Origin of the sequence: Bradyrhizobium frederickii (genome assembly GCF_004570865.1) — a bacterium.
GTDB classification, from domain to species: Bacteria; Pseudomonadota; Alphaproteobacteria; order Rhizobiales; family Xanthobacteraceae; genus Bradyrhizobium; species Bradyrhizobium frederickii.
Window position 1 is genome coordinate 101,798 of record NZ_SPQS01000009.1, and the last position, 13,614, is coordinate 115,411.

A 13,614-nucleotide genomic window follows, 5' to 3' on the forward strand; every position below is an offset into this window, starting at 1 on the left:
AACCAAACGCGCGCCATCTCTTCGTCCCTCGGCAGACTGCTGATCTCCGATCTGAACGCATCTCTCCGAGTTTTGCTTTGTCGCACGATTGGACGTAGGGTCTCGATCAACCGCTTGGTAAACGGGAAAGTAGCGATCTTCGATATCAGGGAGATCAAGAGGTCAGCCATGATGGACAATCCAGCTGCCTGGTCCAGGCGTCGACGATGTCCAATCCACGATCGCTAACGCCGGAGCTGAATTTCCGCCGAGGCACCAGGTATGCCGGCGGCCTGGTCGCGATTGGAGTGACCTATTTCGTCCTGGCAAAAGGCGGCCTGGCTCTCGCCTCTGTTCATCCCAGTGCAACGCCAATTTGGCCGCCGACGGGTCTCGCTCTGGCGGCGGTGCTGTTGTGGGGGTATCGGACCTGGCCCGCAATCTTCATTGCAGCGGTGATCGCAAACGCGACCACCGCCGGCTCCATTGCCACCGCAATTGCGATTGCGACCGGCAACACGCTTGAGGCCGTTGTTGGCGCACATCTGATCAATCGATGGTCGCGCGGACGTCATACGTTCTCGAGACCAAATTCCGTCGCGAAGTTTGCTCTGATCTGCATCGTGATCGCGACCCCGATCAGCGCCAGCATTGGACTGACCAGCCTGGCGACCGCCGGGTACATTGATCGGACCAATTTCGCGGACGCCTGGGTCACATGGTGGCTGGGAGATGTGACCGGCGCGCTGGTCATTGCCCCCGTTATCGTGCTTTGGGCATCAAGCCACGACCGTGCTTTCAACCGCGATGATTGTCTGGAGACGATCGGCGTCCTCGCAACGGCGGCGGCTGTTGGCCTCATTGCTTTCAGCCCCCTGATCAAGCAAACGCCGACCAGAGATCCACTGGGTTTTCTCGCGATCCTGCCAATGTTGTGGGCGGCGCTGCGCCGCGGTCCACGTGACACCGCAACGGTTGCGCTTGTGCTTGCAGGCATCACGGTCTGGGGGACGCTCACGGGCGGCGGCCCCTTCACGACCGCGGACCTCAACGTTTCATTCCTGCTGGTGTTGATGTTTCTGATCAGCATTACGGTTCCGAGCTTGTTACTGAGCGCCGACGTCGAGGTCCGTAAGCGGGGGGAGAAACGTCTGCGCCGCGCGCAGGTCGAACTCGAACGGAAGGTCGCGGAGCGTACGCAGGAGCTCGAGCTCGCCAATGCAGCAAAATCGCGCTTCCTTGCCATGGCAAGCCACGATTTACGGCAGCCATTGCATGCACTGGGCTTGTTCATTGCCCAGCTGCGCATGCCGCTCAGATCGGGGGAACGGACAAGGACGATCGAGCTGGTCGATGCAACGCGCAAGGAAATGGATGAAATGCTCAATTCGCTGCTGGATATGTCCAAGCTGGATGCTGGAATCCTCATCCCCACAATTACCGAATTCCCGATCGCGCGCCTGTTGCAAAAAATTGAGACGACGTTTGATCAGGCAACGCGAGAAACGGGCTTGCGTCTACGCGTCAGGCGAAGCGACGCCTGGGTGCGGAGCGACGCCATGCTGCTCGAACGCATACTGCTCAATTTGGTATCCAACGCTGTGCGCTATACGTTGCGGGGTGGGATCATTGTCGGCTGTCGCCGGCGCGGTCACATGTTGCGCATCGAAGTGTGGGATAGTGGTCCCGGCATTCCCGAGGATCAGAAGCAGAATATCTTTGGCGAGTTCTTTCAACTGGCCGCCCGAGACCGGAACCGGTACGGCAGCATGGGGCTCGGCTTGGCTATCGTCGACAGGCTTCGCCTGCTTCTCAACCATCCAATCGACTTGGCTTCGACCGTGGGCCGAGGTTCGCGATTCGCGATCCTGGTTCCGATGGCCGATGAATGCGGCACATCCGCCGAGCCCGTCGATCTTCCGCACCCCGCAGCCTTTGCCGTCGAAGGCAAGGTCGTCCTTGTCATTGCCGATGCTACAATCGTCCAGGAGGGAACGGGCGGATTGCTTGGCAGATGGGGATACACCGTCCTTACCACCGGATCCGACGAAGCGGCACTGATCCGACTTGCGGAGCGCCAACAGCGCCCCGATCTCATCATCTCGGATTATCATCTTGCGAATGGAAAGACCGGGATCCGAGCCATCGAAGAAATCAATGCGGCGTTTGGTTCGTCCATTCCGGCTATTCTCATCAGCGGCGATACGGCACCTGAACCAGCACGCGAGGTCAGGGACAGAGGATACATTTTGCTGCACAAGCCTGTCGATCCAATGCGGCTCCGCGCTGTCATGCACGAGCTCTTGATGGATCATGACGATGGGAGGGATACCCGGGCCGCTTCATGACTCGGATTTCGGCGGCGATTCCCAGCCCATTTTTCCTACTTTTATGACTGCCTCGGTGCGGCTCGTTACGCTGAGCGCCTTGAGAACGACCGTGATGTGATTTTTCACTGTCGGCACGGCCATGTTGAGCGTCTTGGCAATGATTTTGTTGCTTTTTCCCTTCATCAGAAGCGCAAGCACATCGATCTGCCGATCGGTCAATCCGAGACGCTTGAGAAAGTCGGGCGTCGTTGGTTCATTCGTAAGCCGCGCAGACGGGGTTTCCTCCAGAATTTCAGAGGGAATGTAAATACCGCCAGAGAACACCAACTCGATGGCGTTGAGCATGACCTCGCGTTCGGTCGTCTTAGGGATGAAACCCAGCGCGCCGAGTTTGAAAGCGCGCTTGACCGTGTCTTGATCATTCGAGGACGAAAGAATGATGATGGCAATGGTTGGATAGTTGTCTCGTAGTTCGCGGAGAACGGAGAAGCCATCTCTGTCGGGCAAATTGATATCAAGCAAGATGAGGCTGATGTCCGGATGTTCCTCGACTATGACCACCGCCTGACGGCTGCTCGAAGCTTCAAATATGAAGGCTTCTCGCTTCAGCTGTCTCAGGACGGCGCACAACGCCTCGCGTATCAATGCATGATCGTCAACAATAAGGACTTTCATGAAAAGCTCTCCGTCATCCCATGGCGCGGAGATCCAATTTGAGAAATCATACACCCGCCTTTGGGTCTTTGGCGAGGAATTGGCTGGCGGGAAGATGGGCCCCGAAACCGTCCATTCTTCATCGCTGGTCCAGCCAGCGGCTCACGGTTAGGCACTCAAGATAGAAGTTGAATGCCGTTGTATGCTGTAATTGTAATCAGGTCACGGGACGCCAAAAAACGAGTGCGGACCACAGGAGTCGCGGGATTCAGACTGCGGATATCCGTAGGTACTTTGATCATAGGACCTAGGAACCCCTCCGTGAGGACCTCCGGCTGATTTACGCGCTGTGCCGTTGAACGATAATCGTCAACCGACAGCCTCCCGCGCCAGTCGGGTCCACAAGGCGTCGCCTTAATTCGCGGCCGGGTTCGGCGGCTGAAGTCTTTCGTCAGTTTCGGTCCCTCTCGAAACGTGCGTGGACGCCGGACGGGGAACCAGATGCTTGATCGAACTGCCACCTCGAAGCCATTCGCAGGCGCGCTGCCGGAGCTGAGCGGCTACGGCCGCGATCTGCGCATTGATGCCTGCCGCGGCATCGCGCTCTGGTGGATCTTTCTTGACCATGTCCCGAACAACGTCGGGAGTTGGCTGACGCTGCGCAACTACGGCTTCAGCGATGCCGCGGAAGTATTCATGTTTCTTTCGGGTTTGACCTGCGCGCTGTCCTACGGCAAGGCACGGCAGAGCGGGGGCTGGACCGGCGTGATCGGCCGGACGCTGTGGCGAAGCTGGGATATTTATGTCGCATTTCTATTGCTCACCCTCGCCTGCGCCGTCGTGGTTCACCTCGCAGGCGGCGGTCCTCTTGCCGACAAGAGCAATACGCGCATTCTGTTGGATCAGCCGGGCGTGACGCTCGCGCATGCGGCGATCCTGCAATACCGCCCAGTAAATACCGACATCTTGCCGCTCTTCGTGCTTTATCACCTCTTGTTCGCGCCGCTGCTGTGGCTGCTGCTGCGAGCGCCGAACGCAACGCTGGGCGCGTCGCTGCTGCTTTACGCACTGGTGCACGTCTTCGGCTGGACCATCCCGGCATGGCCGAGCGGCCACTGGTTCTTCAATCCGCTGGCCTGGCAGCTGCTGCTTGTGCTTGGCGCGTGGTGGATCATCGAGGGCAAGCGATTTCGACCGTGGCTGACCTCGCGCACCGTGCTTGTTGCCGCGGTTCTCTATCTGCTGTTCAGCCTCATTATCGCATTGAGCTCAAGCGTCAAGCCGCCGGAAGCGTTGGTCCCGCAGGCACTCCTGACGCTGTTCTACCCGATGGACAAATCGAACCTTGCTCCATTGCGACTACTGCATTTTCTGGCCCTTGCAGTTTTGGCCGCATGGCTCGTGCCTCGCGATTGGCGAGAGCTGACGACGCCGGTGATGCGTGGCGCCATTCTCTGTGGCCAGAATTCGCTGCCGATCTTCTGCCTTGGCGTTCTGCTGACGCTGGTCAGCCACCTGGCGCTGCTCGACATCTCGGAGGGGCTGACGATGCAGATCGCGCTCAGTGTTGCTGGCGTCCTGGTGATGATCGGGGTGGCGACGCTGCTGAATTTGATCGCGGTCAAACCCAGGCAGCAGCCGCACGCGAAGGCCGTCGAGCAGCCAACCAGGTTTGAGCCGGTCATCAATCCCATGACAGCCAGGGCGCTCGGCGTTGACATTCCGCCCGGGTTGCTCGCCTGTGCCGACGAGGTTGATCTACTAACGATGCTGTTTGCCCCGGTGCGCGAGTCCGGCTGCGGCGCTGATCCAGTGCCAGCAATCGCGCACGCCTTCGGGCCACCAGCGAAAAGTGTGGGTCAGGACGTGGACTAGATCGCAAGGACTGACAGGGATTGTGGAGCCTGCCCCGTCATCTCCCGGCCATCGTACAGGAGCCAAGGCCATGATGCCTCAGCCAAGGACCCACAAGAGAGCGATGCTGATCGCGGCGTACGTGATGTTTGCTAGCGTAGCGGCATTTCTGTCGGTTAACCTGACATCACCCACCAGCGCCGGGCTCGGCGCTGACTGGCAGTGCAGCCGGTTTGCGCTCGTAATCACGACCTGCACCCCGATGGTGCGCCGTTTCCACTGGCATGGGCAAGCCGATCTAGTACACCAAAAACGGGACGCCGTGCTGCGAACGTAAGCTGAAATCAGAGGACACCCTGTGCGAGGGCTCCGTTACTAGTTTGAGTCGGGCTGCCGATACGCTCGGCCAACTCCAACGGTCTGGCGCTCGGTTGGAATGTCGCCTCTGTCGCTTCATGGCCCTGAGCTGTAGGCATTCCGCGCTGTGTCTGCTCTTCGGATCAGACCGGAGCGCTGGCTGCTTCAGCCGGTCTTGACCCCAAAGGCATGACCGAACGTCCCCATGTCGCTCGGCATGCCTTGAGCGCCTTTGTAGAATTGTTGTCGCACCTTATATTTGTAAAACCTGTGTTTAAGATCGCGATCGGACCGCGGTCATCGTCATTCTCACGCATTGACTACGGCACGTCGTCGCCATACCGGCTGCGTCCGTCGACGTTTGCCAATACGGCGCGCCGCATTCGGCATCGTTAAGTGGCGAGCAATCTCTCCTGCGCATGTGGCGCGTCAGGGAGCCAAGCGATGGTACGCGCGAGCGGAACAGATCGTTGGTGCGGCAACCCGAATCCTCCCTCCACAGGATGGATTCGATCAGCGAATTTGTGAACTTGCACACTGCTGAGCAGCCTCGCAACATCAGGTGCGGAGGCGAGGGCGCGGAAAGCCGTCGTCATTCGCGCCCCACAAGAGCGGCTCATTCACGGCCCCCGTGCTGCGGCCGACGCCGTGGGACTACAACATCGTCCCGCGCTATCGCCCCGAGGACGACAAGGTCGATCCCTACGGCCCGCCCTTGGTGCCGTCCTACGTGCGCTATGAGGGATGGCGCTGGCCGTATTGGTCGTAGGCGACAATTCGTAGGGTGGCAAAGCGAAGCGTGCCCACGTGTCTGTGGCCGGATCGGAAGATCGTGGGCACGGCGCAAGGGCGCCGTTGCCCACCCTACGGCACCGGTGCACTGACAAGTTGAAGTTTGATGGCCGGTCATCTCTGCGTGCAGAGATTGCAATTGACCAAAAATGGCAAAGTAGAGACTGTCAACAATACATCGGGGTAGAACGGCATTTATCCCCGTAATAAACCCAATGCTGCTTGGGGTTCTGGGCGCGTATTGGGAGAACAGTCATGGCAAGTGTCGAACAATTGCACAGACGGGACGGAGTGAACTTGGTCCAACTCGAAGCCGATATCACTTCGATCCGGTCGGGAAGCTCCATTACTTCAATTAATCTGCCTGATTACGTCGAGCACACCGCGGGCGTGTCGCGCGTCGGTGCGCTCAGTGCCGAAGCGGTCATTCGCGACTATGAGTCCGCTGCGAAAGAGATCGAGGCCATGGGCACCGAGTTGATCGACGCCGCGCAAAAGTGCGAGGCGCTGACGGCCCAGGTTCATGATGCGATCGCCTTTATGCGAGAAACGGCGGCCGGGTACCGTGAAGAGGGACGGAAGATCTTCAAGCGTATCGAAGAATGCGCGCTGTTCACCGAGGACGTTCGCAAGACCTGCGAACAGGTCAAACGCAGAATGACTGACGTTTCGTTCGGCCCATCTTCCGATGAGGAGCTTGCGCCGCAAGAGCCCGAGCTGACGGGGATCGCGGCAAAGGTCACCATGAGCGAGATACGCTGAGGCGCGGGTCGAGTCGGGCCGGCGTCAAACCCGATCGCGCGCGCGAGAAACAGGCCGGCGCCTTTGCGGGCTCACCAATCCGGATCGCCGTAATAGGGGCCGGCCATATAGGGCGGCGGCATCCAGGGGCCTCGCGGCGGCCTGGAGCGCCGTGGCGCGGCCTCTGGTACGTGCGCCCGGGCACGCGCAGCCGCATCGTTGTTCACCACGCTGCGCACGACGGGCTTGGCGGCTGCGGAGGCGGATGACGCCGATGACGCGCTCAGTTGCGTTTGCAGCGCCTGGACCTGCGCGGCAAGGCGCGCATTGTCCGCCGCATCCTTCTCCTGCGCGGCCTTGAGCTGCTCGATGGTGGCGGCCTGGTCGCGCAGGGTCTGCTCGCTGCGGCTCTTCAGCTGCTCGAGCTTGCCGTTGATGTTCGCAAGCTCGCTGGTGATGGCCTTGAGCGATTGCGCGAGCTCGGACGATGACGGCTCGGCCGCTCTGGCGGCAGGCTTCGGAGCGCTTTCCGTGTCCTTGGGCCCCGGCGGCGCAGGCACCGGGCTCGGCTCATCCGCGGCCGCCAGCAGCACCGTCGCCGGCCGCGCCGGGCTTTCCGCCGTGGACGCCTGTGTGGAACTGCTCGCGGCCGGCGGAGCCCATCGCGCCATGATCGACTTGCTGATCGATTTGGCCTCGTCGCTATATTGCGATGCGACGGCGGCACCGAGCAGGCCGATCGCCATTACGAGAATGGCCAAAGCGCGCATCATGGCCCGGTCTCCCCTCAGGCCCTGATCGCGAGGCTTGGTGTTTAGAACGTTGGCTTCCGGCGTCGGCGTCTTGTTTCCGGAAGTGGCGGCTGCCGTCGCGGCGGCGCTTGCGTGCGAGGTCCGCGGGGCTTCGCTGTTGCGTTCCATTCCGGAAACCAGCCGGTCCAGCCGCGCAAGGTCTTCCTCTGCGCTCTTGATCCGGTCGTAGGCCCGAGTCAGCCCGCTATCGGCACGTGTCTCGTCCGGCTTGGCGGTATCAGGCTTGGCGGCATCGGGCTTGGCGTTATCGGCCTTGCCGGTATCAGGCTTGGGGTCGTTCGTGTCAGGCATCGATGCGCTCTCCATCCGGTCGGGCGTCAATGGGAGGCAGTCCGATCTTTGGGAAGGATAGGTCTCGCCACTGTCCGACACAACGCGTGTGCAAAGGAGAAATTATGGCGGGCTCGGCACACGATGCGCGACAGGAGAGGGCGCTGTCGTGCGATCGCTTTGCTGGTCTCACCATGAGCGTTCGCTGAGGGGAACGGGCGCTGGTTCATTCCGTTTCCTTTGAGGGGGCTTGTTCGAGGAGGACAACATGAAAGCAACGATCATCGCGCTTTCGGCTGCCGTTGTCATGGCTACAGCCCCAGCCGTGTTTGCTCAGGGTGTATCGAGCAAGACGCCAGGTCATGAGATGCAGCAAATGGGTTCCAAGAAGGGCGAGCCGGGCGCTTCCAGCTACGCTCCTGGGCATAAGAAGAAGCATCACGCGAAGGCCTCGAAGAGCACCAGCCCCGGCGCGTCGAGCTACGCTCCAGGACAAACCACAGGTCAAACCACCGGCGCGAGCACGAGGCCGACCACCGGCTCCAAGTCAGGGTACTGAACTCCAGGCGGTCCTCGAGCGCGTAGGTGGGTTAGCTCCGCGACGGCGCAAAGCGCAATTCGCGTAGCGTAACCCACCTCTTTCATCTCGGCGCGCGGACCATCAACGAATGATGGGTTTCGCAAGGATATTGCCCATCCCAGAGCGTCCAGCCCCGCGGCGCCGCAATACGCAATTGCCGTTAGTGACGTAGCGCGCGGATTTCGAACGTCGTCTGGGAGAGCCTGGCCACGAACCCCTCAAGATGCATGACCCTTTGTCTGCCAATTGTTCATGCAGCTCGGTGATCTTCTGGGATTCGGCGACAAACGAATCGCACGCCTGTTTCGCGTACGCCATCTGAAGCTCAAAGGCTTCGACGGGTGAACGCGCCGTCGCGAGCTTTCCCAGAAAGCTCCAGGCTTGCTCAAGCGACGTCCTGATGTAGTCGCTATAGGCGTCGGCAATCGCCTGCGTGCTGGCCTCTAAGGGGTCGACCGGTGCGACGGGCGGGCTTGCAGCGATCTCCATCCCGGAAGCCTCATCCGGCAAGGCTGCAGCCGAAGGTATCTCCGCACTGATCTGTCGGCTCTGGCTCGAGATCGAATGCCAACTCTGGAGTTAGTGATTTGTAGGCGACCAAGTTTTCTTCTGCCCGCAGCGGGCAGATGGAAGCGATCACCAAGGCAGTCGCGACCATCAGAGGTCGACAGTTCATGGTTATCCCCGGCAAGGGGACAGGGACCTATTTGACCTCACCATACGTTAGATCATCAAACAGGGTCACGCTATCCGCCTTGGTCCACAGGCCGATCATGCCCGAGTGGGATATCGTGGCGTCCTCCACATCGAACAACTGCCGTCCGTCGTACGTCACCCTGAACCGCGTTCCTGCGAAATCGCAGCGCAGCACGTGCCACTGGCCGGACGCCACGGGCGCTTTCATGCCATATCCGCCCTTGCTACCTACGATGTCCAGAGACGTTCGAACGCCCTTGATCGTCTTGTAGAGCACGACGTTGTCCTCCAAAGCGTTTGCCCGGACGACGTAGTAGTTGGCGGCATCCTTCGCGCGCCAGATGAGTCCCGCAGCGCGATCCTCGGAGCCGGCGACCGCCTTGAATTTTACCTCGACGAAGCCGTCGCGGATGTCGGTATCCATTTTGAGCGCCACTGGGAAAGTCGCCCTGCCGGATTGCTTGAGGACGTTCGGCTTGCTCGGCGCTGTGTGGTCTGGCTCAATGGTCCAGTTCGCCTCTCCCCGGCCAGTCATTGTAAGGATCCAACCTTCAGGCGACGTTCCTGCGGGAGCGTCATCGAAATTCAAGGTCTGAGCCATGGCGGACGCTCCCATCAACAAGATCGACAGGAACGCTAGGGCGAGCAGCGGCTTGGCCCGGTAGGGCAACGGATCGCCCCCTTTGCGATCTTCGCCTCAGTTCTTCGTGCTCGCCGTCTTGTCCAGCGCAGCGCGCAAGCCTTCGGCGAGCCGGATCACGTCGTCATTCGCCCAAAAGTGCATGAAGAACAGCCGCGGCTGCTCGTCGAGCATGTGACTGTGCAGCGCCGTCACCTCTATGCCGTGTGTCCGCAGCGCCAGGATGACGGGGTTGACCTCGTCGCCGGTGAGCACGAAATCGCCCGTGATGGCGGCCTTCCCGCCCCCGGTCGGCTGGAAATTGATGCCGATCGCCACGCCCATCGGGCCGACGGGCGTCAACGGCATGCCGTCTTGCGTGATCGGGTCGCGCCGCTTCACGTTGAACTGGTAAACGCCGCCGTTGGCTTGGCCTTTCACGCCGATTATCTGGTCGAGCTTCGCCGTATCGAGGTCCACGGCGGGCGGCGGGCTCGCCGGGCCCGCGACCGTCAATGGCGTCTTGCTTTCGGCCAGCGCATCATGGATCGCCGAGGCCGGCTTGAGGGGGTCGCCGTGGCCGGCCACGTGCATGTAGAACGTCGCCGGGCTCGCGCGCAGCAGATGATTGTGCACGGCGGTGATTTCGAGACCGCTCGCGATCATCTTCGCCATCACGGGATTGATTTCGGTCTCGAGCAGCACAAGGTCGCCCATGACCATGGCGCCACCGTGCCCAGGTTTGAAGGCGACCCATCCGCCAAGCGCCAGTGAAGGCTTGATCGTCACGCCGTCCAGGGTCACCGAAAGATCGCTACGTGGAAAGCCGTAGCGGCGGACGTCATCGGAGACCATGGCCTTCCGGCCGAGGATCTCGTCGACCTTTTGCCAATCGATCGCTTGCGCGCGTGCCATGTAGACGAAGGGCAAGTAGGCGAGAGCAAGGCCGGTCACGGCCAGGGACCAGATTTTGCGTTTCATCGTGCGCGTCCTCCATCTCAGTTTCGCTCTTTGGTCTGGCCGCTGCTGTCGACGACGAGAGTCACCGGCTTGCCGTTGGCCGTGACGCCCTCGGCCGTCGATTTGACGTCAGTCACCTCGAGTAGCCGGCCGCCTGGATCTTGGCGACAAGCTCGTCTTGGGTCAGGGCGCGGGGGAGGCTGTCAACCGGCCATCGCTCGGGCACGTGAAACCGAACGTCACGAAAATTTCACCGCCGTCCGGAACGGAAGCGACCTCACCGCCGGGTCAACGCGCCGGCCACGGAAAACCGCCGCTTGAAGGATCCACGCGATCTCACGTAGAGTGCCGGGGCGGGATCAAGCAGACTCCCGGCGAGACTTCGGTCCAAGCTCTGCGCAGCACGCAACACGTGGAGCTTGCGCATGGACACCGAAAAACACTCCTCTGCCCGACGCACGGTAGCCATCCTCTCGCGAGGAGACGCCGCCGCGCGTCGAGATGCCACCCCGAAAAGCGGCCGCTTTGTCGACGTCTTCGAAGCGCTCGCCGCCGTCGGCATCGAAGGGAGCCCCGTGATCTACGACGAGAGTTTTGCGGACGCCGCCCGCGAACAACTGCTCGCAGCGGATGGAGTGCTCGTCTGGGTCAACCCCATCCAGGACGGCCGGAACCGGGCCGGTCTCGACGCCCTGCTGCGCGACGTCGCCGCGCAAGGCGTTTGGGTGAGCGCTCATCCGGACGTCATCCTCAAGATGGGCACCAAGGAAGTCCTCTATCGTACCCGCTCCATGGGCTGGGGAAGCGACACGGCGCTGTACCAAACCGCCGCGGCGATGCGCGCCGAGCTGCCGGCGCGGCTCGCCTCCGGCCCGCGCGTGATCAAGCGCAACCGGGGCAACGGTGGCCAGGGCGTCTGGAAGGTCGAGAAGCTGCCGACCTCATCCATGATCAGTGTGCTGGACGCGACCAAAGATACGCCGGAGGAACTGACGCTGGACGATTTTCTCCGCCGCTGTGCGGAGTATTTCGAGAACGGCAGCGTGGTCGACCAAGCGTTCCAGCCCCGCCTCGGCGAGGGCGTCGTGCGTTGTTACATGGCCGGCGATCGCTGCGCCGGCTTCGGTCACCACAAGGTCAAGGCCCTGGTCGATTCGCCAGCCGCACGTGCCGAGGCGGGGCCGCGGCTATACACGTCCAACGCAGACTCGCGCTTCCAGCGGCTGCGTCGGTTGATGGAAGACGAGTGGACCCCGCAGCTAACCTCGCTGCTGGAGATTGCACGAAGTGACCTGCCCGCGATCTGGGACGCCGACTTCATGCTCGGCGCTGTCCAGGCCAACGGGAGCGACAGCTACGTTCTCGGCGAGATCAATGTCAGCTCCGTGCATCCCTACCCGGACGAGGCGCCGGCGGAGATCGCAAGGTGGGTCGCCGACCGGCTGCAGCTCAAGCTTTGACGCATGCTGACGGTCAGCGGGCTCAAGCGCTTGCACATATCGGTGTCATTCGATCTGCAGGACGGCGAATGCGTCGCCCTGCAGGGGCCATCCGGGGTTGGGAAGACCTTGCTGCTTCGCTCGATCGCGGACCTCGATCCCAACGAAGGGGCGGTCAAGCTTGACGGAACCCCGAGGGAGGCGGTGCCCGCGCCCACCTGGCGAAAGCGAGTGACCTATCTGGCCGCCGAGGCCGGCTGGTGGTCCGACATCGTGCAGGAGCACTTCACGGCCTGGGATGATGCACTACCGCTGGTCATGCGTCTTGGCCTTCCGGGCGACTGCGGACCTTGGCCGGTTCAGAGACTTTCGACGGGCGAGAGACAGCGATTGGGACTTGTGCGGGGGCTGATGCTGCGGTCGCGCGTCCTGCTACTGGATGAGCCGACTTCGGCGCTCGACTCGGCATCCGCGGCCGCCGTCGAGGCCTTGATTGCCGAACGTGTCGCGGATGGAACGAGCGTCATCTGGAGCACCCACGATGACGCTCAAGCCGGCCGCGTCGGGTCAAGGATATTCGCGATGAGCCCCGATGGGAACATCAAGGAAAGCCTGCCGTGACCTACATCCAGCTTTCATACGGCGATCTGATCCTACCCGCGCTCCTCGTCGTCATGGACGGCGTCCTGTCGCTTATTCTCCGCCTCAAGCTCGAGAAGCAACTGGCCATCGCGACCGTGCGCATGGTGGTTCAGCTCGTCCTCGTCGGATACGTGCTGTCGTTCCTGTTTGCCGCGGTCTCGCCGATCTGGACCGCACTCGCCGCGTTCATCATGGTGCTCTTCGCGTCGCGGGAAATCGTCGCGCGGCAGAAGCGGCGTCTTACGGGTGTTTGGAAATACGGCCTGGGAGCGACATGCACGCTGCTCGCCGCCGGTACCGTCACGATGTTCGCGCTCCTGACCGAGCTACGCCCCGATCCTTGGTACCATCCGCGCTATGCGCTGCCTTTGCTCGGCATGATGCTGGGCAACACCATGACTGGCATAAGCCTGGGCCTGGACGTGCTCACAAACAGCCTGGTGCGTGAACGAGCCGCCGTGGAAGCCTGTCTTGCGCTAGGCGGCACCCGACACGAAGCCCTTCTGCCGATCATACGCGACGCCTTGCGAAGCGGCTTCATGCCCATCATGAACAGCATGGCTGCCATTGGCCTCGTCTCCTTGCCGGGGATGATGACCGGACAGATTCTCGCGGGAGTCGAGCCGGTCGATGCGGTGAAATATCAACTGCTGATCATGTTCCTGATCGCCGGTGGCACGGGATTTGGAACTCTGGCTGCCGTTCTGGGAGGCGCACGCCTGCTGACCGATCATCGACACCGGCTACGTCTCGACCGGATTGTCGGTGAACCGTCGATTTGACAGATCGGAAGCTTACCGTCTCGAAGCGCCTCGAAATCGCCTGAACGTCACAGCCGAATCGGACAATCAGGTGGTACACAGCGGTGGCCACAAAATTCGACCCGGTC

13 protein-coding genes are annotated in these 13,614 nt (G+C 61.4%); 8 read left to right on the plus strand and 5 right to left on the minus strand.

Features of this window, described 5'->3' with window-relative positions:
• The first annotated feature begins 206 nt into the window (after positions 1 to 206).
• Complete coding sequence (locus E4K64_RS17165; RefSeq protein WP_167772073.1) at positions 207 to 2,327, plus strand: MASE1 domain-containing protein; 2,121 nt, start codon at positions 207 to 209, stop codon at positions 2,325 to 2,327.
• Here the strand turns inward: E4K64_RS17165 and E4K64_RS17170 are convergent.
• Positions 2,322 to 2,984, minus strand: a complete 663-nt coding sequence (locus tag E4K64_RS17170) for a response regulator (RefSeq protein WP_135164570.1) — start codon at positions 2,982 to 2,984, stop codon at positions 2,322 to 2,324. The two genes, E4K64_RS17165 and E4K64_RS17170, sit on opposite strands and share 6 nt — an antisense overlap.
• A gap of 480 nt (positions 2,985 to 3,464) precedes the next feature.
• Between E4K64_RS17170 and E4K64_RS17175 the strand changes: the two genes are divergently transcribed.
• The 3 genes from E4K64_RS17175 (at position 3,465) to E4K64_RS17185 (ending at position 6,728) form a co-directional block, all read left to right on the plus strand.
• Positions 3,465 to 4,838: an OpgC domain-containing protein gene (locus E4K64_RS17175; protein ID WP_167772074.1), complete on the plus strand. Its 1,374-nt coding sequence runs from the start codon at positions 3,465 to 3,467 to the stop codon at positions 4,836 to 4,838.
• A gap of 967 nt (positions 4,839 to 5,805) precedes the next feature.
• Positions 5,806 to 5,943, plus strand: coding sequence for a hypothetical protein (locus tag E4K64_RS41140; RefSeq protein ID WP_235884692.1), 138 nt, complete (start codon positions 5,806 to 5,808; stop codon positions 5,941 to 5,943).
• 278 nt (positions 5,944 to 6,221) lie between these two features.
• Entirely contained in the window at positions 6,222 to 6,728 is a 507-nt protein-coding gene (locus tag E4K64_RS17185; RefSeq protein ID WP_135164572.1) for a hypothetical protein, read from the plus strand.
• Positions 6,729 to 6,799: 71 nt separating this feature from the next.
• Here the strand turns inward: E4K64_RS17185 and E4K64_RS17190 are convergent, their stop codons facing one another.
• Positions 6,800 to 7,810 carry a hypothetical protein gene (locus E4K64_RS17190; protein ID WP_235884693.1) on the minus strand — a complete coding sequence of 337 codons (1,011 nt, stop codon included), beginning with the start codon at positions 7,808 to 7,810 and terminating at the stop codon, positions 6,800 to 6,802.
• A gap of 247 nt (positions 7,811 to 8,057) precedes the next feature.
• Here E4K64_RS17190 and E4K64_RS17195 point away from each other — a divergent pair, with 247 nt between their 5' ends.
• Positions 8,058 to 8,348 carry a hypothetical protein gene (locus tag E4K64_RS17195; RefSeq protein ID WP_135164573.1) on the plus strand — a complete coding sequence of 97 codons (291 nt, stop codon included), beginning with the start codon at positions 8,058 to 8,060 and terminating at the stop codon, positions 8,346 to 8,348.
• Between the two features lie 102 nt (positions 8,349 to 8,450).
• Here the strand turns inward: E4K64_RS17195 and E4K64_RS17200 are convergent, their stop codons facing one another.
• The 3 genes from E4K64_RS17200 to E4K64_RS17215 form a co-directional block, all read right to left on the minus strand.
• Positions 8,451 to 8,858 (minus strand): phasin family protein, encoded by a 408-nt coding sequence (locus E4K64_RS17200; protein ID WP_235884694.1) that lies wholly within the window; start codon positions 8,856 to 8,858, stop codon positions 8,451 to 8,453.
• Between the two features lie 214 nt (positions 8,859 to 9,072).
• Positions 9,073 to 9,666 carry a hypothetical protein gene (locus E4K64_RS17210; protein ID WP_235884695.1) on the minus strand — a complete coding sequence of 198 codons (594 nt, stop codon included), beginning with the start codon at positions 9,664 to 9,666 and terminating at the stop codon, positions 9,073 to 9,075.
• Between the two features lie 96 nt (positions 9,667 to 9,762).
• Positions 9,763 to 10,665, minus strand: a complete 903-nt coding sequence (locus E4K64_RS17215) for a DUF1259 domain-containing protein (protein ID WP_135164574.1) — start codon at positions 10,663 to 10,665, stop codon at positions 9,763 to 9,765.
• 404 nt (positions 10,666 to 11,069) lie between these two features.
• Here E4K64_RS17215 and E4K64_RS17225 point away from each other — a divergent pair, with 404 nt between their 5' ends.
• From E4K64_RS17225 to E4K64_RS17235, 3 genes are read left to right on the plus strand one after another with little or no spacing between them, the layout of a single operon-like run.
• Complete coding sequence (locus E4K64_RS17225) at positions 11,070 to 12,104, plus strand: Cj0069 family protein (protein WP_135164575.1); 1,035 nt, start codon at positions 11,070 to 11,072, stop codon at positions 12,102 to 12,104.
• A 3-nt stretch (positions 12,105 to 12,107) separates the two neighbouring features.
• The gene (locus E4K64_RS17230; protein ID WP_135164576.1) at positions 12,108 to 12,704 is read left to right on the plus strand and encodes an ABC transporter ATP-binding protein; all 597 of its coding nucleotides are present in this window, start codon (positions 12,108 to 12,110) and stop codon (positions 12,702 to 12,704) included.
• A complete protein-coding gene (locus E4K64_RS17235; RefSeq protein ID WP_135164577.1) occupies positions 12,701 to 13,507 on the plus strand; it encodes an ABC transporter permease in 807 nt (268 codons plus the stop codon). Before E4K64_RS17230 ends, E4K64_RS17235 begins: the two co-directional genes overlap by 4 nt.
• The last annotated feature ends 107 nt before the right edge of the window (positions 13,508 to 13,614 follow it).

What these genes read in the sequence shown, in the direction of transcription:
- E4K64_RS17165 (WP_167772073.1), top strand. Translation starts at nt 207, where the DNA reads ATGTCCAATCCACGATCGCTAACGCCGGAGCTGAATTTCCGCCGAGGC.
- E4K64_RS17170 (WP_135164570.1), bottom strand. Translation starts at nt 2,984, where the DNA reads ATGAAAGTCCTTATTGTTGACGATCATGCATTGATACGCGAGGCGTTG.
- E4K64_RS17175 (WP_167772074.1), top strand. Translation starts at nt 3,465, where the DNA reads ATGCTTGATCGAACTGCCACCTCGAAGCCATTCGCAGGCGCGCTGCCG.
- E4K64_RS17185 (WP_135164572.1), top strand. Translation starts at nt 6,222, where the DNA reads ATGGCAAGTGTCGAACAATTGCACAGACGGGACGGAGTGAACTTGGTC.
- E4K64_RS17190 (WP_235884693.1), bottom strand. Translation starts at nt 7,810, where the DNA reads ATGCCTGACACGAACGACCCCAAGCCTGATACCGGCAAGGCCGATAAC.
- E4K64_RS17195 (WP_135164573.1), top strand. Translation starts at nt 8,058, where the DNA reads ATGAAAGCAACGATCATCGCGCTTTCGGCTGCCGTTGTCATGGCTACA.
- E4K64_RS17200 (WP_235884694.1), bottom strand. Translation starts at nt 8,858, where the DNA reads ATGGAGATCGCTGCAAGCCCGCCCGTCGCACCGGTCGACCCCTTAGAG.
- E4K64_RS17210 (WP_235884695.1), bottom strand. Translation starts at nt 9,666, where the DNA reads ATGGCTCAGACCTTGAATTTCGATGACGCTCCCGCAGGAACGTCGCCT.
- E4K64_RS17215 (WP_135164574.1), bottom strand. Translation starts at nt 10,665, where the DNA reads ATGAAACGCAAAATCTGGTCCCTGGCCGTGACCGGCCTTGCTCTCGCC.
- E4K64_RS17225 (WP_135164575.1), top strand. Translation starts at nt 11,070, where the DNA reads ATGGACACCGAAAAACACTCCTCTGCCCGACGCACGGTAGCCATCCTC.
- E4K64_RS17230 (WP_135164576.1), top strand. Translation starts at nt 12,108, where the DNA reads ATGCTGACGGTCAGCGGGCTCAAGCGCTTGCACATATCGGTGTCATTC.